Origin of the sequence: Flavobacterium sp. (genome assembly GCF_031381455.1) — a bacterium.
Taxonomy (GTDB): domain Bacteria; phylum Bacteroidota; class Bacteroidia; order Flavobacteriales; family Flavobacteriaceae; genus Flavobacterium.
In genome coordinates this window covers 19,253-39,090 of sequence record NZ_JANMXZ010000041.1, presented here as the reverse complement: position 1 = coordinate 39,090, position 19,838 = coordinate 19,253, and the positions used below count along the sequence as shown (strand labels likewise).

General features: G+C 35.2%; 19 protein-coding genes. 17 read left to right on the top strand and 2 right to left on the bottom strand.

The annotated features are described in order from the left end of the window. Nucleotides 1-186 precede the first annotated feature (186 nt). Complete coding sequence (locus tag RMN97_RS09980; protein WP_309614374.1) at nucleotides 187-2,058, bottom strand: Nramp family divalent metal transporter; 1,872 nt, start codon at nucleotides 2,056-2,058, stop codon at nucleotides 187-189. A 121-nt stretch (nucleotides 2,059-2,179) separates the two neighbouring features. Between RMN97_RS09980 and RMN97_RS09975 the strand changes: the two genes are divergently transcribed. From RMN97_RS09975 to RMN97_RS09895, 17 genes are all read left to right on the top strand, one after another. Next, entirely contained in the window at nucleotides 2,180-2,923 is a 744-nt protein-coding gene (locus RMN97_RS09975) for a transporter (protein WP_309614373.1), read from the top strand. Continuing rightward, a complete protein-coding gene (locus RMN97_RS09970) occupies nucleotides 2,924-4,102 on the top strand; it encodes a lycopene cyclase family protein (protein WP_309614372.1) in 1,179 nt (392 codons plus the stop codon). A gap of 236 nt (nucleotides 4,103-4,338) precedes the next feature. Continuing rightward, nucleotides 4,339-5,196, top strand: a complete 858-nt coding sequence (gene hisG, locus RMN97_RS09965; RefSeq protein ID WP_309614371.1) for an ATP phosphoribosyltransferase — start codon at nucleotides 4,339-4,341, stop codon at nucleotides 5,194-5,196. Nucleotides 5,197-5,212: 16 nt separating this feature from the next. Then, nucleotides 5,213-6,508: a histidinol dehydrogenase gene (hisD, locus tag RMN97_RS09960; protein ID WP_309614370.1), complete on the top strand. Its 1,296-nt coding sequence runs from the start codon at nucleotides 5,213-5,215 to the stop codon at nucleotides 6,506-6,508. Next, nucleotides 6,495-7,529, top strand: a complete 1,035-nt coding sequence (gene hisC / locus RMN97_RS09955; RefSeq protein ID WP_309614369.1) for a histidinol-phosphate transaminase — start codon at nucleotides 6,495-6,497, stop codon at nucleotides 7,527-7,529. Before hisD ends, hisC begins: the two co-directional genes overlap by 14 nt. Then, a complete protein-coding gene (gene hisB, locus RMN97_RS09950) occupies nucleotides 7,504-8,595 on the top strand; it encodes a bifunctional histidinol-phosphatase/imidazoleglycerol-phosphate dehydratase HisB (protein ID WP_309614368.1) in 1,092 nt (363 codons plus the stop codon). The genes hisC and hisB overlap by 26 nt, the downstream gene beginning before the upstream one ends. After that, on the top strand, nucleotides 8,592-9,170 hold the full coding sequence (gene hisH / locus RMN97_RS09945) for an imidazole glycerol phosphate synthase subunit HisH (RefSeq protein ID WP_309614367.1): 579 nt from the start codon (nucleotides 8,592-8,594) through the stop codon (nucleotides 9,168-9,170). Before hisB ends, hisH begins: the two co-directional genes overlap by 4 nt. A gap of 97 nt (nucleotides 9,171-9,267) precedes the next feature. After that, the gene (gene hisA, locus RMN97_RS09940) at nucleotides 9,268-9,981 is read left to right on the top strand and encodes a 1-(5-phosphoribosyl)-5-[(5-phosphoribosylamino)methylideneamino]imidazole-4-carboxamide isomerase (protein WP_309614366.1); all 714 of its coding nucleotides are present in this window, start codon (nucleotides 9,268-9,270) and stop codon (nucleotides 9,979-9,981) included. After that, nucleotides 9,975-10,727, top strand: a complete 753-nt coding sequence (gene hisF / locus RMN97_RS09935) for an imidazole glycerol phosphate synthase subunit HisF (protein ID WP_309614365.1) — start codon at nucleotides 9,975-9,977, stop codon at nucleotides 10,725-10,727. The genes hisA and hisF overlap by 7 nt, the downstream gene beginning before the upstream one ends. Then, on the top strand, nucleotides 10,724-11,317 hold the full coding sequence (hisIE, locus tag RMN97_RS09930; RefSeq protein ID WP_309614364.1) for a bifunctional phosphoribosyl-AMP cyclohydrolase/phosphoribosyl-ATP diphosphatase HisIE: 594 nt from the start codon (nucleotides 10,724-10,726) through the stop codon (nucleotides 11,315-11,317). The genes hisF and hisIE overlap by 4 nt, the downstream gene beginning before the upstream one ends. Nucleotides 11,318-11,449: 132 nt before the next feature. Further along, nucleotides 11,450-11,860: a BrxA/BrxB family bacilliredoxin gene (locus tag RMN97_RS09925; RefSeq protein ID WP_309614363.1), complete on the top strand. Its 411-nt coding sequence runs from the start codon at nucleotides 11,450-11,452 to the stop codon at nucleotides 11,858-11,860. A 247-nt stretch (nucleotides 11,861-12,107) separates the two neighbouring features. After that, nucleotides 12,108-13,466 (top strand): rhodanese-related sulfurtransferase, encoded by a 1,359-nt coding sequence (locus RMN97_RS09920; protein WP_309614362.1) that lies wholly within the window; start codon nucleotides 12,108-12,110, stop codon nucleotides 13,464-13,466. Nucleotides 13,467-13,627: 161 nt separating this feature from the next. Continuing rightward, nucleotides 13,628-15,010, top strand: coding sequence for a regulatory iron-sulfur-containing complex subunit RicT (locus RMN97_RS09915; RefSeq protein ID WP_309614361.1), 1,383 nt, complete (start codon nucleotides 13,628-13,630; stop codon nucleotides 15,008-15,010). Continuing rightward, nucleotides 14,994-15,479: a gliding motility lipoprotein GldH gene (locus tag RMN97_RS09910; RefSeq protein ID WP_309614360.1), complete on the top strand. Its 486-nt coding sequence runs from the start codon at nucleotides 14,994-14,996 to the stop codon at nucleotides 15,477-15,479. Before RMN97_RS09915 ends, RMN97_RS09910 begins: the two co-directional genes overlap by 17 nt. 4 nt (nucleotides 15,480-15,483) lie before the next feature. Next, entirely contained in the window at nucleotides 15,484-17,796 is a 2,313-nt protein-coding gene (locus RMN97_RS09905) for a PBP1A family penicillin-binding protein (RefSeq protein WP_309614359.1), read from the top strand. 106 nt (nucleotides 17,797-17,902) lie between these two features. After that, complete coding sequence (locus RMN97_RS09900) at nucleotides 17,903-18,604, top strand: CoA transferase subunit A (RefSeq protein WP_309614358.1); 702 nt, start codon at nucleotides 17,903-17,905, stop codon at nucleotides 18,602-18,604. A gap of 95 nt (nucleotides 18,605-18,699) precedes the next feature. Next, nucleotides 18,700-19,356, top strand: coding sequence for a 3-oxoacid CoA-transferase subunit B (locus RMN97_RS09895; protein WP_309614357.1), 657 nt, complete (start codon nucleotides 18,700-18,702; stop codon nucleotides 19,354-19,356). On the opposite strand, the gene RMN97_RS09890 is transcribed toward RMN97_RS09895, so the two are convergent. After that, nucleotides 19,346-19,735: a hypothetical protein gene (locus RMN97_RS09890; RefSeq protein WP_309614356.1), complete on the bottom strand. Its 390-nt coding sequence runs from the start codon at nucleotides 19,733-19,735 to the stop codon at nucleotides 19,346-19,348. The two genes, RMN97_RS09895 and RMN97_RS09890, sit on opposite strands and share 11 nt — an antisense overlap. Nucleotides 19,736-19,838: the final 103 nt, after the last annotated feature.

The following is a 19,838-nucleotide window of genomic DNA, read 5'->3' as shown; positions in this document are numbered from 1 at the left end:
CTGATTTAGCCCAGATAGCAGTGGAAATCCTTTTTAAATTTGTCATACTGAGCTTGTCGAAGTACAAATTTAAAAAGATTGCAACGGATAGCTGGAAATAGCTTCAAAAAAAAATAAACCATTAAGAAATTAAGAAAAATTAAGTCAAACTCTTAATGAACCTTAATGTCTTAATGTTTCAAAAAATTAATTTTTCACAATAAACAAAGGTATGCTAATCTTATGTCGAACATTGTCAACGGTTGTGCCAAATATCAAATCTTTCAAACCGGTGTGCCCATGTGTTCCCATAATTAGCAAATCATAATTACCCTCGTTTATGATTTTCGGAATGATTTTTCCGGGCTTACCAAATCCTAATTTGACTTCTATTTTAAAACCTTTTTCTTCTAACAGCCTTTTATAATCTAACAATAATTTCTCGTCTGTTGTAGTTTCGAAGTCGCTAGTTTTGTTACCATAAATCATAGCTCCAACGGTTTCTACAACATGTATCAATGTGTATTTTGTTTCTTTGTTGCCTATATCTAAAGCGTGATTTAATGCCTTTTCATCGGCATCTGAAAAATCAACTGAAATGGCTATGTTTTTCTTTTCATAGTTCCTTTCCGGACTCAGTTTTACAATCATACTGTGAGGCAAATGATTTCCAATCACCTCTTTTGCATCGGTTATAAATGGTTTGAAAATAATGTATAAAAGTAAGATCAAAAACCCAAATGCTAATGGGACAACAGTAAGCCATAAAACAATTGGGTTTTCAGAAGTTTCGAGCCAGCCCTGAATTTCGTTAAAAACTAATTTGGCATTCAACGAAACAATTATAATGGCAACAATCCATGAGGCAATTTGTGTAATTATACTGATCTGAAATCCTTTCATTTTAGTTTTGTCACTCACAAAATGAATAAGCGGAATGATGGCAAAACCCAATTGTAAACTCAAAATCACCTGACTAAAAATCAGCATTTTTCCTGTTACTCCTTCGCCAAAAACAGAAATTACAATCACCGCAGGGACAATCGCAATCAAACGCGTTATTATTCGACGCACCCATGGTTGAATTCTCAAATTAAGATAGCCTTCCATAACGATTTGACCTGCCAATGTTCCGGTAATTGTAGAGCTTTGTCCGGCCGCAATCAAAGCTACCGCAAATAATATTGGTGCCCATTTTGTCCCTAATAATGGTTCTAAAAACTTATGTGCATCCTGAATTTCTGCCACATCAAACATTCCGTTTTGATAAAACACTGCGGCGCCCAGAATCAAAATAGCTGCGTTTACAAAAAAAGCAAGGTTAAGCGCAATCGTCGAATCGATAAAATTATATTTTAATGCCTGCTTAATTCCCGCTTTGCTTCTATCAAATTTTCGGGTTTGAACTAAAGAGGAATGGAGATACAAATTATGAGGCATAACCGTTGCGCCAATAATTCCGATAGCAATATATAATGCATTTTCATTAGGCAATGACGGAATTAATCCTGTTAATATTTTCCCGACTTCCGGTTGCGCAAAAATCATTTCAAAAATGAAGGAAAAACCAATAATCATTACCAGCGCAATGATGAAAGCTTCCATTTTCCGAATGCCTTTGTTGATTAAAAACAGTAATAAAAAAGTGTCTAAAACGGTTATCATTACACCTTGAATTAACGAAATATCAAAGAGTAAATTCAAACCAATTGCCATTCCGAGAACTTCGGCCAAATCGCAAGCTGCGATAGCAATTTCTGCTAAAAAATAAAGAATATAATTTATAAATGGTGGGTAGGTTTCTCGTGATGCTTGCGCCAAATCACGTTGTGTCACAATTCCTAGACGTGCGCTCAAACTCTGAAGCAACAACGCCATAATGTTACTCATTAATAAAACCCAAAGCAAGGCATACCCAAATTGGCTTCCGCCTGCAATGTCAGTTGCCCAGTTTCCAGGATCCATATAACCAACGCTGATTAAGTATGCCGGACCAAGAAATGCTAAAATTTTTCTAAAGCCCGTTTTTTTACCTTCGGTTGCAACCGACTGATTTACTTCTTCTAATGACTTGCTCATTTTTAAAATATTTTTACTTCGTAACAGTTCGTCTCGTCTTTAGGACGAGACTCGATTGCACAAATATAAAAATAAATTTGATTAGAGTAAATATTTTTTTAGTTTTGTCTAAAAATTAATTATGAAGAAGATAATCCATTTACTTAGCATTTTAGGTTGCTTTACAATACAAGCGCAAACTACAGAACCCATACAATGTGACAGACCAGATCAAACCGAAACTCCGGCAATTGTTCCGAAAGGAATGTTCCAAGTTGAAACAGGTTTCACCTTTCAAAAGAATGATGAAATCAGCAACACTAACAGTTTGCCTACCGTTTTATGGAAATATGGTGTAAACGAAAACTTTGAATTGCGATTGATTACCGAATTTGTTTCTGAAAAAATGAACGATGAAAAAAGCTCGGGTTTCACTCCGATTTTGATTGGTTTTAAAGTCAAGCTTTGCGAAGAAAAAGGAATCATCCCAAAAACTTCTTTCATCGGACATATTGGTTTGCCAAATGCCGCTTCTTCAAAATACAAAAATGATTTTGTGGCGCCTGAATTCAGATTTACGATGCAACATACGCTTTCAGAAAAGCTTTCTTTGAGTTATAATTTAGGTTGTGAATGGGATGGAATGACGCCAGAAACCACTTTTATTTATACGCTGACAACCGGTTATTCAATAAACAACAAGTTGGGTTGTTATGCTGAATTATTTGGATTTGCCCCGGAAAAGAATGAAGCTAATCACAATTTTGATGCTGGACTTACCTATTTGATAAACAACAATTTTATGGTAGATTTGTCTTCAGGAATTGGCATTACTGAAAATGCGCCAAAGCATTATTTTGCTTTTGGTTTTTCGTTCCGAATATAAATGAAACACTACCATTACATCTTTACAGGTTCAGGGTTATCGGCTTTGATGACCGTTTATGAAATGGTGCTTTCCGGGAGATTTGAAGACAAAATTATTTTGTTGATTGATGAAAATCTCAAGAAAACCAATGACAGAACCTGGTGTTTTTGGGATAAAGACAACTTGTTTGACGATATAGTTTCTAAAAAATGGAGCACGGCTCTTTTTGCTGATAAGAACTTCCGAAGAGAATTAATTCTCCAGCCCTATCAATACAAAATGGTCAAAGGTTTGGTTTTTTATAAATTGGTTTTCGATTTAATATCGAAGCAGGAAAATATTCATTTTGCCAATCAGAAAGTCATTGATTTTGAAGAACTAGGGAATCATTGTGTGTTAAAAACAAGTGTTGGAAGCTTTACCTGCGACAAAATTCTCAATTCCATTTTCACCCGAACCCATAGGGCGAACAGTACGGAGCGTAGCGCAATAAATCCAGAAATTGTAAAAAACCAAAACAAATATCCCTTATTGCAACAACATTTTATTGGTTGGTTTATCAAAAGCAAAGAAGCTGTTTTCAATACGGATTGCGCCACCTTCATGGATTTTTCGGTGGAACAAAAAGGCAACACTCGATTTATGTATGTACTTCCAACATCGGAAACCGAAGCTTTAATCGAATATACTTTGTTCTCAAAAGATTTACTATCGATAACAGAATACGAAACCGAAATCCAAAATTACATCCAAAAACTAGGAATCACAGAATACGAAATAGTCGAAAAAGAGCAAGGAAATATTCCGATGACTTCCTATAAATTCTGGAAACACAATTCGAAAAACATCATCAATATTGGTTCTGCTGGCGGTTGGACAAAAGCCAGTACGGGTTATACTTTTAAAAATACGACTAAGAAATCAAAAGCTTTGGTACAATTTCTATTGACGGAAACCGACTTTACCAAATTCCACAAGAAAGATAAATTTTGGTTTTACGATTTGCTTTTTTTGGATGTTTTGAATCGAAGAAATGATTTGGGTTCTGAAGTTTTTTCAGCACTTTTCAAAAAAGGAAATCCAACTTTAATCTTCAAATTCTTAGATGAAGAAACAACATTGCGGGAAGACTTAAAAGTGATGTTAAAATGTCCAACAATTCCTTTTGTAAAAGCATTTTTTAAAAGATTATTTTAAATCAACAAATGTTAAATTTTATAAAAGTGTATCTTGCTTTCGAATTTACTTTATACATTTACAAAATAATAAAATCAAAATGAAATTTACAATCACTCAATTGCATCATCATCATCTTACCTCACAGGCGAGTTAATGATGCATTGTAGTTAATCATATTTAAAAACCGTCTGAGTATCTGACGGTTTTTTTGTATTTATTACAGTCGTATATACTCAGATTTATCCAAAAAAAAAATGAGTACTTTAAAAATTGCCATCCAAAAAAGTGGCCGACTGAGTGAAAAATCACTTGAACTATTAGAATCATGTGGCATTCAAATCTCTAATGGAGAACGAAAACTAAAAGCCATTGCCAGTAATTTTCCTATTGAAATTTTGTATTTGCGCGATGACGATATTCCGCAATATGTAGAACAAGGTGTTGCCGATATAGGCATTCTTGGTGAAAATGAAGTTTGGGAAAAAAACAAAAAAGTTACTACCATTTCCCAACTCGGATTCGCTTCGTGTAAATTATCATTAGCAATTCCAAAAGATGAAATTTATAACGGTTTGAGTTATTTCCAAAACAAAAAAATCGCAACCAGTTATCCGAAAATTCTATCTGTTTTTTTCGACACTAAAAGCATTCCAGTTATCATTGAAGAAATTAGCGGAAGTGTAGAAATTGCAACAGGAATCGGACTTGCTGACGCCATTTTTGACATTGTAAGTTCAGGAAGCACCTTGCTAATGAATGGGTTGAAAGAAGTAGAAGTTGTTTCAAAAAGCCAAGCGGTTTTAATCTCAAATGAAAATTTATCCGAAGAGAAGGAACAAATTCTAAAGAAATTATTATTCCGCATTAACTCTTATCGCAACGGAAAAGAAAACAAATATATTCTTCTGAATGCGCCAAACACTTCGATAGAATCCATTTGCGAAATTTTACCCGGAATGAAATCACCAACTATTTTGCCTTTGGTTGAAGAAGGTTGGAGCAGTTTGCATTCGGTGGTGAAAGAAAATGACTATTGGGATGTTGTCGAACAATTGAAATCGCTCGGAGCCGAAGGAATTTTGATTATTCCAATAGAAAAAATGATACTCTAATTTGAAAAATAAAACTATGAAAACATACATAAATCCGAACCCAAAAGAATGGGGAGATTTATCCCAACGAAAAACATTAGCACTAACCGATTTGAGCGAAACTGTAAAAGGAATTTTTAGTGATGTTCAAAAGAATGGTGACAAAGCCGTGTCAAAATACACCCATATTTTTGATGGCGTTACGATTACCGATTTTAGTGTTTCAAATGAAGAAATGCAAAATGCAACTACATTGGTTTCTGAAGATTTGAAAAATGCCATTCAAGAAGCAGCCAAAAATATCAAACAATTCCATACTTCGCAAAAAGAAATTGCAACTAAAGTAGAAACTACTTCTGGAGTATATTGTTGGAGAGAAAATCGTGCTATAGAAACCATTGGGATTTATATTCCAGGCGGAACAGCTCCACTTTTTTCAACGGTTTTGATGCTTGCGATTCCCGCGCAAATCGCTGGTTGCCAAAACATTATTTTGTGTTCACCGCCAAACAAAAAAGGAGAAATTGATTCAGCAATTTTATATGCTGCGCAATTAACCGGTGTAACATCAATTTATAAAATAGGTGGCATTCAAGCCATTGCGGCTTTAACTTTTGGAACCGAAACCGTTCCGAAAGTTTCTAAATTATTTGGGCCTGGAAACCAATATGTAACTGCAGCTAAACAATATGCACAGCAACAAGGAATTGCTATTGATATGCCTGCTGGTCCGAGTGAATTATTAGTCATTGCAGATGATACATGCGATGCTGATTTTGTAGCTTCTGATTTATTATCACAAGCGGAACATGGCGAAGACAGTCAAGTAATTTTAGTTGCGAATTCAATAGAAATTATAGAAAAAGTAAAAATTGCAATTGGTGTTCAAAAAGCAAAATTACCCAGAATTGCAATCATAGAAAAAGCACTCGAAAACAGTCGTGCTCTTGTATTGAATTCTATTGATGAAGCTATAAAATTCAGTAATTATTACGCACCAGAACATTTGATTTTAGCTATTGATGATGCCGAAAATAAATTAGTTAAAATAGAAAATGCAGGTTCGGTTTTTATTGGAAACTATTCGTGCGAAAGTGCCGGAGATTATGCCAGCGGAACTAATCATACATTACCTACCAATGGTTTTGCAAAAAATTACAGTGGCGTTTCATTGGACAGTTTTGTAAAAAAAATTACGTTTCAAAAAATCACGGCAACCGGAATTCAAAATTTAGGTAAAACAATCGAAATTATGGCCGCTGCTGAACAATTAGAAGCACACAAAAACGCCGTTTCTATTCGATTAAAAAAGATACAAAATGGACAATATTAATCAATTAATCAGGGAAAACATTGCAAATCTTTTGCCTTATTCGAGTGCAAGAGATGAGTTTTCGGGAACCGAAGGGATCTTTCTAGATGCTAATGAAAATCCGTTTGGAAGTTTGAATCGCTATCCCGATCCGTATCAATGGCGTTTGAAACAAATTTTAAGTAGCAAGAAAAAAGTAGCTATCGAAAATATTTTGATTGGAAATGGAAGTGATGAAATTATTGATTTGGTGCAACGTGTTTTTGGCGAACCTAATGAGGATGCCATAATTATTTGTCCGCCAACTTACGGAATGTATGAAGTGTATGCCAACATCAATAATTTAAAAATAATTTCGATTCCGTTAACCGAAAATTTTGAATTGAATACCGAAGCGATTTTAGAACAAAAAGCAAAAATTTTATGCTTGTGTTCACCCAATAATCCTACGGGAAATTCACTAGAAAATTTAGAATGTATTATTCAAAATTTTAACGGAATTGTCTTTGTTGACGAAGCGTATATCGATTTTAGTAAGCAACGTTCATTGGTAGAAAAAATTAAAATTTACCCCAATTTAATTGTTTCTCAAACGTTTAGTAAAGCACGTGGTTTAGCCGCTGCACGTATTGGTATTGCGTATGCTAATGCTGAAATTATTAAAGTTTTATCAAAAGTAAAACCCCCTTATAATGTGAGTGAATTGAATCAGGAAGCGGCAATAAATACATTAGCAGATGATTCTGTTTTTAGAAAAAATATAGATTTAATAATCGAAGAACGCGAAAAATTAAAAATAGCACTTTCAAAATTTGAATTTGTAACCAACATTTATCCATCAGATGCAAATTTTCTTTTGGTTGAAATGGAAAATTCCATTGCGATTTTCGAAGCCTTAATTGAACGTCAAATTATCACAAGAAACAGAAATTCAGTCGTGAAAAACACCATCCGAATTACTGTTGGTACACCACAAGAAAACCAGTTATTAGTATACACTTTACAACTTATAAAAGATGAAAAAAGTATTATTTATAGATAGAGACGGCACTTTAGTAATCGAGCCACCAATAGATTTTCAGTTGAATTCATTAGAAAAATTGGAATTTTATCCCAAAGTTTTTCAAAATCTTTCTCGCATTGTTTCCGAGCTGGATTATGAGTTAGTTATGGTTACCAACCAAGATGGGATGGGAACTGATTCTTTTCCGGAAAACACATTTTGGCCAACACAAAACAAAATCATTCAGGCATTTGAAAACGAAGGAATTGTTTTTAGTGAAGTGCTTATTGATGTTTCACTTCCAGAACAAAATTTACCAACTCGAAAACCCGGCATTGGCATGTTACAACAGTACATTAAAGGAAATTATGACTTAAAAAACTCTTTCGTCATTGGTGACCGAATTAGCGATCTTCAATTAGCCGAAAATTTGGGTTGTCAATCGATTTTTATTTCATCTGATAAAAATAAAAAGGCGACTTTAACAACTACTTCTTGGAATAAAATTTACCAATTTTTAAGTCAACAAGCACGACAAGCAACTGTTATAAGAAACACCAATGAAACCAAAATTACCATCGATTTGAATTTAGATGGAAACGGAAAAAGTACCATTCAAACAGGTTTAGGGTTTTTTGATCACATGTTAGAACAAATTGCAAAACACGGAAATATGGATTTAAAAATTGAAGTGAAAGGTGATCTATATGTTGATGAACACCACACCATAGAAGATGTGGGCATTGCTTTAGGCGAAGTTTTTGCAAAAGCATTGGGTTCCAAAAAAGGGATTGAACGTTACGGGTTTGTATTGCCAATGGATGATTGTTTGGCTCAAGTGGCTTTAGATTTTGGCGGACGTTCCTGGTTGGTATGGGAAGCAGATTTTAAACGAGAAAAAATTGGTGAAATGCCGACCGAAATGTTTTCTCACTTTTTTAAATCGTTTACTGATGGCGCTAAATGTAATTTGAATATCAAATGTGAAGGCGAAAATGAACACCACAAAATCGAATCAATATTCAAGGCATTTGCCCGAACATTAAAAATAGCGGTTAAAAAAGATGGTTCTAATACCATTCCAAGTACCAAAGGAATATTATGATAGCGATAGTAAAATATAATGCTGGCAACATTCAATCTGTAAAAAATGCGATTGAAAGACTAGGGTTTTCGTGTATTGTTACCAATGACGAAACCATCTTAAAATTAGCCGATAAAGTTATTTTTCCCGGAGTTGGAGAAGCAAGTTCAGCCATGAAGTATTTAAAGGATCGGAAGTTAGATGTTGTCATTAAAAATTTAACACAACCTGTTCTTGGAATCTGTTTAGGACAACAATTATTATGTAATTTCTCTGAAGAAGGTGACACAAAATGTTTAGGAATTTTTGATGCCAATGTTAAAGAATTTGAAGCTGTAGAGAAAGTCCCACATATGGGTTGGAATACCATTTCGAATTCAAAATCAGCATTATTCAACGGAATTTCTGCAGAAGAAGATTTCTATTTTGTACACAGTTACTATGCCGAGATCAGTAATGAAACCACTGCCGTTTGTGATTATATCGTTCCTTTTAGCGCTTCGATGCAAAAGAATAATTTTTACGCCACTCAATTTCATCCTGAAAAATCATCACAGGTTGGCGAACAATTATTACTGAACTTTTTAAAACTATAAACATATAAAAAGTTTTAAACCATTAAGGTATTAAGCTAATTAAGTCTTAATGAAACTTAATACCTTAATGGTTTAAAAATCAATAGAAAATATTATTATGAGAATCATACCAGCAATAGATATCATCAATGGAAAATGTGTGCGATTGTCAAAAGGCGATTATGCCACACAAAAAATATACAACGAAAATCCACTAGAAATCGCAAAATATTTTGAAGATAGTGGCGTAGAATTTCTTCATTTGGTTGATTTGGATGGGGCAAAATCGAATACAATTATCAATCACAAAGTATTATACCAGATTTCGACAAAAACAAATTTAAAAATTGATTTTGGTGGCGGAATTAAACAAAATAAAGACCTTGAAATTGCTTTTGAAAATGGAGCTAATCAAATTACAGGTGGAAGTATTGCGTATAAAAATTCGAGTTTGTTTTTAGAATGGGTTGAAAAATTTGGAGCTGACAAAATAATTCTTGGCGCCGATGCTTTGAACCGAAAAATTGCAACACAAGGTTGGTTGGAAACTTCTGAAACTGATGTTGTAGATTTTATTTCAGAATATAAAAAAAACGGAATTGAATATGTGATTTCAACTGATATCGAAAAAGATGGAATGCTCAATGGCCCATCAATAGAATTGTATCGAGACATTTTAAAAGTTGCAAAAGTAAAGTTAATTGCTAGTGGTGGAATCACAACAATAGAGGATGTTTTGGAGTTAAAAAAGCTTGGTTGTGAAGGCGCTATTATTGGAAAAGCCATTTATGAAAACACTATTAATTTAAAGCAATTAATTAAGCTATGTTAAAGAAAAGAATCATTCCATGTTTGGATATAAAAAATGGTCGTGTGGTTAAAGGCATTCAATTTGAAGGATTGAAAGATGCTGGAAATCCGCTTGAATTAGCGCAATTTTATTCTGAAAATGGTGCTGATGAATTGGTTTTTTTAGACATTACTGCGACGTTGGAAAACAGAAAAACATTGGCGGAATTAGTAAGTCAAATTGCGAAAAAAATAAACATTCCATTCACCGTTGGCGGTGGAATAAATTCGGTCGAAGACGCCAAAATCATGGTACAAAATGGCGCCGATAAAGTAAGTGTTAATTCAGCCGCAATTCAAAATCCGAACCTTATTTCTGAGCTGGCAAACGAATTCGGAAGTCAATTTGTAGTCGTTGCTATTGATGTAAAATTCGTAGAAAATAATTGGATTGTTTTTGTAAAAGGTGGCACTGAAAAAACCAATTGGAAAGCCATCGATTGGGCAAAAAAAGTTGCTCAACTTGGAGCTGGAGAAATTCTGTTAACGTCCATGAATAACGATGGTTCCAAAAACGGATTTGCATTGGAAATTACAAATGAGATATGTAAAGCCGTTTCCATTCCAGTAATTGCTTCCGGTGGTGCAGGAAAAGTTGACCATTTTATTGAATTATTTACCAAAACCGAAGTCAGTGCCGGATTAGCAGCGAGTATTTTTCATTTTAATGAAATACCAATTTCCGAATTAAAAAACGTTTTAAAAACCCAAAATATTCCCATCAGATGAATTTAGATTTCTCAAAAAACAATGGATTAATTCCAGTTATCATTCAAGATAATAAAAGTCAGCAAGTTCTGATGTTAGGTTATATGAATGAAGAAGCCTTGCAAAAAACACAAGAAGAAAATACCGTAACTTTTTTCAGTCGAAGTAAAAATCGTCTTTGGACAAAAGGCGAAAGTTCAGGTAATTTTTTGGAAGTAATTTCCATTTATGAAGATTGTGATCAAGACACTCTTTTGATTACAGTAAAACCAACTGGACCAACTTGTCATAAAGGTACTAATTCGTGCTTCGGAACAAATGATGAAAGTCCGTTTTTATACCAATTGGAAAACATTCTAAAAAATCGTATTTTAAGCAATGATACTAATTCATATACTGTTTCATTAGTGCAAAAAGGTATCAATAAAGTAGCTCAAAAAGTGGGTGAAGAAGCTATAGAATTGGTGATTGAAGCTAAAGACAATAATGATAGTTTATTTTTGAATGAAGCAGCCGATTTAATGTATCATTATTTACTTCTATTACAAGTCAAAGGTTTTTCATTACAAAATGTAGAAACTATTTTGAAAGACAGAAACAGTGTCAAATAATTTAAGTTCGATTTCTCAATCTAAACATAAGAAATCTTTATGATTTCTTTAAAATTTAAAAAGTAAAATCTCATTACCTTTGCATTAGATTAAATCAATTAATCCTAATTCCTTAATCCTAAATTAAAAATTATGTATCCAGAAGAAATGGTATTACCAATGCGTGCTGAATTAACTGCCGCTGGTTTTCAAGATTTATATAATGCAGAAGACGTAAAAAATGCTATCAAAGCAGAAGGAACAACACTAGTAGTTGTGAATTCGGTTTGTGGTTGTGCTGCAAGAAACGCTCGTCCGGGAGCAAAAATGAGTTTAGACGGAGCAAAAAAACCAGACCATTTAATTACGGTCTTTGCCGGTGTTGATAAAGAAGCGGTTGATGCAGCCCGAGAAGAAATGTTTCCTTTTCCTCCATCATCGCCAAGTATGGCTTTGTTCAAAGATGGCGAATTGGTTCACATGTTAGAACGTCATCACATTGAAGGTCGCCCTGCTGAAATGATTGCTGAAAACTTGAAAGACGCTTACGCAGAATTCTGTTAAAAGTTAACCGCAAAAACGCAAAGTTATTCCGCTAAGAACGCAAAGAAAATTAAATAATTATTTACCGCAAATTCGCAAATTAGTTTTGCGAATTTGCGGTTTGGTTTTTAAAACCTTTGCGAACTTTGCGTAAACCTTTGCGAACTTTGCGTAAACCTTTGCGAACTTTGCGGTAAAACTTTATCTTTACCTCGGATTCTTCCATTTAGAGTTCAAATATATATTTCTGTAATTTAAAGTTTATAGCATGCAACTGTATAACACCTTAAGCGCAGAAGAAAGAGCCGAACTTATTGATCAAGCCGGCAAACAAAGACTTACTTTGTCTTTCTATGCATATGCCAAAATTGAAGATCCAAAACAATTTCGCGACAATTTATTCCTCGAATGGAACAAACTCGATGCCCTTGGCCGAACGTATGTAGCTAAAGAAGGAATCAACGCTCAAATGTCGGTTCCAGCAGAAAATATTGAAGCTTTTCGGGAAACTATAGAAGTGTATGACTTCATGAAAAACATCCGTCTGAATGTGGCTGTCGAACAAGACGACCATTCCTTTTTGAAACTGACCATAAAAGTCCGCGACAAAATTGTTGCTGACGGCTTAAACGACGAAACCTTCGATGTTACTAATATTGGAATTCATTTAAAAGCTAAGGAATTCAACCAAATTTTAGATGATCCAAATACAATTGTAGTCGATTTTAGAAATCATTACGAAAGTGAAATTGGTCATTTTAAAGGCGCCATAACTCCTGATGTAGAGACTTTCAGAGAAAGTTTACCCATCATCAACGAGCAACTTCAGAATCATAAAGAAGATAAAAATCTGGTAATGTATTGCACCGGCGGCATTCGTTGCGAAAAAGCTTCAGCTTATTTCAAACACCAAGGTTTTAAAAATGTATTTCAGTTAGAAGGCGGAATTATCAATTATGCTAAGCAGATTCAGGAAGAAGGTTTGGAAAGCAAATTCATTGGAAAGAACTTCGTTTTCGATCATCGTCTTGGCGAAAGAATTACCGACGATATTGTTTCGCAATGTCATCAATGCGGGAAACCTTGCGACAATCACACGAATTGTGAAAACGAAGGCTGCCATTTGTTATTTATTCAATGTGATGAATGTAAAGTTGCCATGGAAAACTGCTGCTCGACCGAATGTCAGGAAATCATTCATTTGTCATTGGTTGACCAAGTGAAATTGCGTCGCGGTGTAAAAAACGGCAACATGATTTTCAGAAAAGGGAAATCGGATAAATTATTGTTCAAACATTCGGGTGACCTTTCAGATAAACCATTGGCAACAATTCAAAAATTAGCAGACATTCGTCAAAAAATAAAAATAAAAAAAGTCTTGATTGGCAAAGCAGAACATTATTATGCAAAAGCAGAAGTTGGGCTTTTTAGTATTGAAAATCAGGAAGTAACTATTGGCGATAGAATATTAATTTCAGGACCAACCACAGGAAGTCAGGAAATTGTTGTTGAAAAAATGTTTGTCAACGGAAGTGAAAATACTTTGGCAAAAGCGGGTGATAAAGTCACTATGAATTTACCTTTCAGAATTCGTTTGTCGGATAAATTGTTTAAAATTCTAGACTAAAATATAATCAAATTCCAATACTTAAAATTCTAAATTCCAAAAATAAAACCCTTTGGAATTTGGGATTTTTTTATTGGAATTTATTTTTTTAAAATACTATCTTTACCAATTAATCGTTTTATGAATTATAAGTTGCTTTTTGCAACACTACACATATAATTATGGCTTGTCAAAGTTGTTCAACATCTGATGGTGGCGCACCTAAAGGATGCAAAAATAATGGGACTTGCGGCACCGATAGCTGCAACAAATTAACGGTTTTTGATTGGCTTGCCAATATGAGTTTGCCCAATGGAGAAACTGCTTTTGACTGTGTTGAAGTTCGCTTCAAAAACGGAAGAAAAGAATTTTTCCGCAATACCGAAAAACTCACACTTGGTATTGGAGATGTTGTAGCTACTGAAGCTTCTCCCGGACACGATGTTGGAATAGTAACGCTTACTGGAGAATTGGTCAAAATTCAAATGAAGAAAAAAGGCGTTAATCACACTAGCGCAGATATTCCGAAAGTATACCGAAAAGCTTCCCAAAAAGACATCGATATCTGGAGCGATTCTCGCGAAAAAGAAGAACCAATGAAAGTGAAAGCGCGTGAATTAGCTATTATTCACAAGTTGGAAATGAAAATTTCTGATATCGAATTCCAAGGCGATGGTTCCAAAGTAACTTTCTATTACACCGCAAACGACAGAGTTGATTTCAGACTTTTGATCAAAGATTATTCTCGCGTATTCAGCACCAGAATTGAGATGAAACAAGTTGGCTTGCGACAAGAAGCAGCTCGCCTTGGCGGAATTGGTTCTTGTGGTAGAGAATTATGTTGTTCTACTTGGTTAACTGATTTCCGTAGCGTAAATACATCGGCAGCGCGTTACCAACAATTGTCTTTAAATCCGCAAAAATTAGCCGGACAATGCGGTAAATTAAAATGCTGTTTGAACTACGAATTGGACACTTATTTAGATGCTTTAAAAGGGTTTCCTGATTTTGAAACCAAATTAAAAACAGAAAAAGGCGATGCCATTTGCCAAAAGCAAGATATTTTCAAAGGCTTGATGTGGTTCGCTTATACCGATAATTTTGCGAATTGGCATGTCTTAAATATTGAACAAGTCAAAGAAATAATGGCTGAAAACAAGCAAAACAAAAAGGTAAGTTCTCTTGAAGATTTTGCTATTGAAACAGTTGCTGAGCCTGAAAAAGATTTTAACAATGCCATGGGACAAGAAAGTTTAACACGATTTGACCAACCCAAAAAGAGCAAAAACAAAAACAGAAACAAGAATAAAAATAAGGTTTCACCCGAAGCACACGAGCGTCAGCGAACTGGCGAAACAAAGCCGAACGGAGCGAAGCTAAATCAAAATTCACCCGGTCCAAAGGCGAACGGCGGGAAGCTAAATCCAAACCAAAACCCGAAAAAAGAGCAAGGTCAGGGACAAATGCAAAATCAAAACCAAACCCGAGCCACAGGCGAACGGAGCGAAGCTAAACCAGAAAACAAGAAACCTATAATCATAAAAAAGAATGAGAATAAAGAATAGCATCCTTTTTATTTTACTACTTCTTTTGGCTATTTCTTGTGATAAAAAAAGAGTTTTTGACGAATATAAATCGGTGGGGAAAACTTGGCATAAAGATAGCATCGTGACTTTCGATTTGCCAAAATTGGACCCGAAAAAATTCTTTAATTTATATGTAAATGTTAGAGATAACGACGATTACCCGTTCAATAATTTGTTTCTGATTGTTTCTTTGGAACAACCTAACAGAAAGGTAAAAGTCGACACATTAGAATACCAAATGACAAATCCGGACGGAACACTTTTGGGAGATGGCTTTTCGGATATTAAAGAAAGCAAGCTTTTTTATAAAGACAAAGTAAGATTTACTCAAAAAGGAATTTATAAAATTCACATACAACACGCAACGAGACAAACCGGAAAAATTGAAGGCGTAACAGCACTTCCCGGTATTTCTGATGTTGGCTTTAGAATAGAATCTACAGAATAAAATTATGGCACAAAAAAATAACACTCCGGTCAAAGACATTAAGTATTACCAAAAGAAATTTTGGAAGTTGTTTTTTTATGGTCTTGGAGTAATGGCATTGTTTTTCACTTTGGCATCATGGGGGTTTTTTGGAAGTATGCCTTCTTTTGAAGATTTAGAAAACCCGGAATCAAATTTGGCAACCGAAGTAATTTCTTCCGATGGTGTAACGATTGGGAAATTTTACAATGAAAACAGAACGCCAATTAAATATGAAGATTTACCACAAAGTTTGGTCAAAGCTTTAGTCGCCACTGAAGACGAGCGTTTTTACGAACATTCTGGAATTGATGCTCGACGTACTTTGGGTGCTGCATTAAAATTAGGTTCCGATGGTGGAGCAAGTACATTAACCCAACAGTTAGCCAAATTGTTATTCCATGGTGAAGGCTCAACATTTAAACTTTTCCGAGTTATCCAAAAAGTCAAAGAGTGGATTATTGCTGTTAAATTGGAACGGCAATATACCAAGAACGAAATTATCGCTATGTATTTGAACAAAGCCGATTTTGTAAATACCGCAGTCGGAATTCGATCGGCTGCAAAAGTTTATTTTGGAAAAGAACCACGCGATTTGACTATAGACGAAGCTGCAATGTTTGTCGGAATGCTTAAAAATCCATCTTTATACAATCCGTTACGCCGATTAGAAAAAGTGCGTTTGCGAAGAAATACAGTTTTGGGTCAAATGGTTAGAAATGGTATTTTGGATAAAGCAACCAAAGATAAATTAGCTGCTCAACCTATCGTTTTACACTTTCATCCAGAAAGTCACAAAGAAGGAACGGCTACTTATTTTAGAGAATTCCTTCGTGAATACATGAAAAATTGGGCGAAAGAAAATAAAAAACCTGACGGAAGCGATTGGGATATTTATAGCGATGGTTTAAAAATTTACACAACCATAGATTCAAAAATTCAGGAACATGCCGAAGAAGCCGTTCAGGCACATATGAAAAATTTGCAAAAGGAATTCTTTGCGGAACAAAAGGATAATAAAAATGCTCCATTTTTAAAAATTACTCCCGAAGAAACTCAAAGAATCATGGACAATGCCATGAAAACATCAGAACGTTGGCGTGTTATGAAAGATTTAGACAAATCAGAGGAAGAAATTATAGCCTCTTTTAGTGTCAAAACAAAAATGAAAATCTTTTCATGGAAAGGTGAAATTGATACATTGATGACACCTACGGATTCCATCAGATATTACAAACATTTTCTTCAAGCCGGCTTAATGTCGATGGAACCGAAAACCGGTCATATCAAAGCTTGGGTTGGCGGAATTGATTATAAATATTTTCAATACGATCACGTTGGACAAGGTGCAAGACAAGTAGGCTCGACTTTCAAACCTTTTGTTTACGCCACGGCTATCGAACAATTAGGAATGTCGCCCTGCGATTCGATTATCGATTCACCGTTTACAATTCCCGTTGGAAGACATCACGTTACCGAAGCTTGGACACCAAAAAATTCCGATAATAAATATCGCGGAATGGTCACGCTCAAAAAAGCTTTAGCTAATTCAATCAATACGGTTTCGGCAAAACTAATGGATAAAGTTGGACCGGAAGCAGTAGTTGCCTTAACCAAAAAATTAGGAGTAAAATCAGAAATCCCCGTTCAACCTTCTATTGCGCTTGGTGCAGTGGAAATTACGGTAGAAGACATGGTTGCCGCTTACAGCACTTTTGCAAACCAAGGTGTTTATATAAAGCCCCAATTCATTAGCCGAATTGAAGATAAAAATGGTGTCGTGCTTTACGAACCAGTTCCTGAAACGCATGATGTTTTGAATAAAGACATCGCTTATGCCGTTATCAAACTTTTAGAAGGTGTAACCGAAGAAGGTTCCGGAGTTCGTCTAAGAACTCAAGGCGGCGGAAGTGGCGACAATCGCTGGACAGGTTATCCATATATGTTTACCAATCCAATTGCCGGAAAAACAGGAACATCCCAAAATCAATCCGATGGTTGGTTTATCGGAATGGTGCCCAATTTAGTTACTGGAGTTTGGGTTGGTTGCGAAGATCGTTCGGCTCGTTTCAAAGGAATTACTTATGGTCAGGGAGCAACTGCTGCTTTGCCAATTTGGGGTTACATGATGAAAAAATGCTATGAAGATAAAGATTTGCTCATATCAAAAGATCCGTTTGAAAGACCTGATAATCTTTCTATAAAAGTGGATTGCTGGAAACCGAGAAAAGCTGTGGTTGACTCTACGGCGGTTCCAACTGAAGAAGAAGAACAAAACCCGGAAGAATTTGGGCTGTAAAAATTAGGAGCTATTTCCAGCTTTCCACTCTATCTTTTCCTTGTTAAAAAAACAAGAAAAAGGATGCCGTTGCAATCTGGGCTAAAAAACAGAATAACAAACAACCATGATTAACAAAAAAGCAAATTCCGTTCAAGAAGCACTGCAAGGCATTGAAGACAATATGACCATTATGCTCGGCGGCTTTGGTCTTTGCGGTATTCCCGAAAACAGTATAGCTGAATTAGTAAAAAAAGAAACAACCGGACTAACCTGTATTTCAAATAATGCTGGTATTGACGATTTTGGACTCGGATTGCTTTTGCAAAAAAGACAAATCAAAAAAATGATTTCTTCCTATGTTGGAGAAAATGCCGAGTTTGAACGTCAAATGCTTTCAGGAGAATTAGATGTTGAACTAACACCACAAGGAACTTTAGCCGAAAAATGTCGTGCCGCTCAAGCCGGAATTCCAGCTTTCTTTACGCCTGCAGGTTTTGGAACCGAAGTGGCCGAAGGAAAAGAATCTCGTGAATTTAACGGAAAAATGCACATAATGGAATTAGCCTACAAAGCTGATTTCTCTATTGTAAAAGCATGGAAAGGCGACGAAGCCGGAAACCTTATTTTCAAAGGAACAGCCCGAAACTTCAACGCGTGTATGGCTGGTGCCGGTAAAATAACCATTGCTGAAGTAGAAGAATTAGTACCTGTTGGCACACTTGATCCAAATCAAATACACATTCCGGGAATATTGGTGCAACGGATTTTCAAGGGTGAAAAATTTGAAAAAAGAATTGAGCAACGCACCGTAAGGAAAAGAGAATAGAACAAAGAACATAGAAAATAGATTTTACGATTTCTCTTTTCTATAAATGATAATCTTAATGAAACTTAATTCCTTAATGGTTTAAAAAAACATTTATGTTAGGTAAAGAAGAAATCGCAAAACGAATAGCCAAAGAAGTTAAAGACCGCTATTATGTAAATTTAGGAATCGGAATTCCAACCTTGGTAGCCAACTATGTCCGTACTGATATTTCGGTTGAATTCCAAAGTGAAAATGGCGTTCTCGGAATGGGACCATTCCCATTTGAGGGTGAAGAAGATGCTGATATCATCAATGCCGGGAAACAAACAATAACAACATTGCCCGGAGCAAGTTTCTTTGATTCTGCTTTTAGTTTTGGAATGATTCGAAGTCAAAAAGTAGATTTAACGATTCTTGGCGCGATGGAAGTTGCCGAGAACGGAGATATTGCCAACTGGAAAATTCCGGGGAAAATGGTCAAAGGAATGGGCGGCGCGATGGATTTAGTGGCTTCTGCCGAAAACATAATCGTTGCCATGATGCACGTCAATAAAGCTGGCGAAAGCAAAATCCTGAAAAAATGTACCTTGCCATTAACAGGTGTTGGCTGTGTTAAAAAAGTGGTAACCGAATTAGCCGTTTTAGAAATAACGCCAAAAGGATTCAAACTTTTAGAACGCGCACCAGGCGTTACTGTAGAACACATTATCGCTTCGACTGAAGCCGATTTAATTATTGAAGGAGAAATTCCGGAGATGGTTATTGATTAAGATAATCTAATAAGACTTCTGAAGCATTGCCAAAAGTATTCACTTTTTCTGTGATACTGACTGCTCGTTTTTTATTCAATTTATATGTTAAATCAAACTCTGTCGTAAACAATATTGCCGACAAAAAAGGGTTATTGATATACGTAACCAGCTTGTCACGAGCCGCATCAATAGTATGGATTTCGACTACTTCTTCTTGTTGAAATTTGTATTTAAGTTCCAGTTTCAAAACTTCCTCTTCTACAATTGGGCGAACGTAAATATTCATTAAATCGGTGTTTCCAATGGTTTTTGCCATCGTTAATTTAGCAAAAGTGCCGTCGGCTAAACTCGCTTTAACTTTATTATAAAACTCTTCAAAAGCTATGTAAATTGACATTAGGTTTAGAATAAATTGAGGCGTAAAGTTATGAAAAGTTGCAGAATTTTAACTGGCTTTCCTGCAAGGTTTCTAAAACCTTGTAGGTATGTTTAATTATATA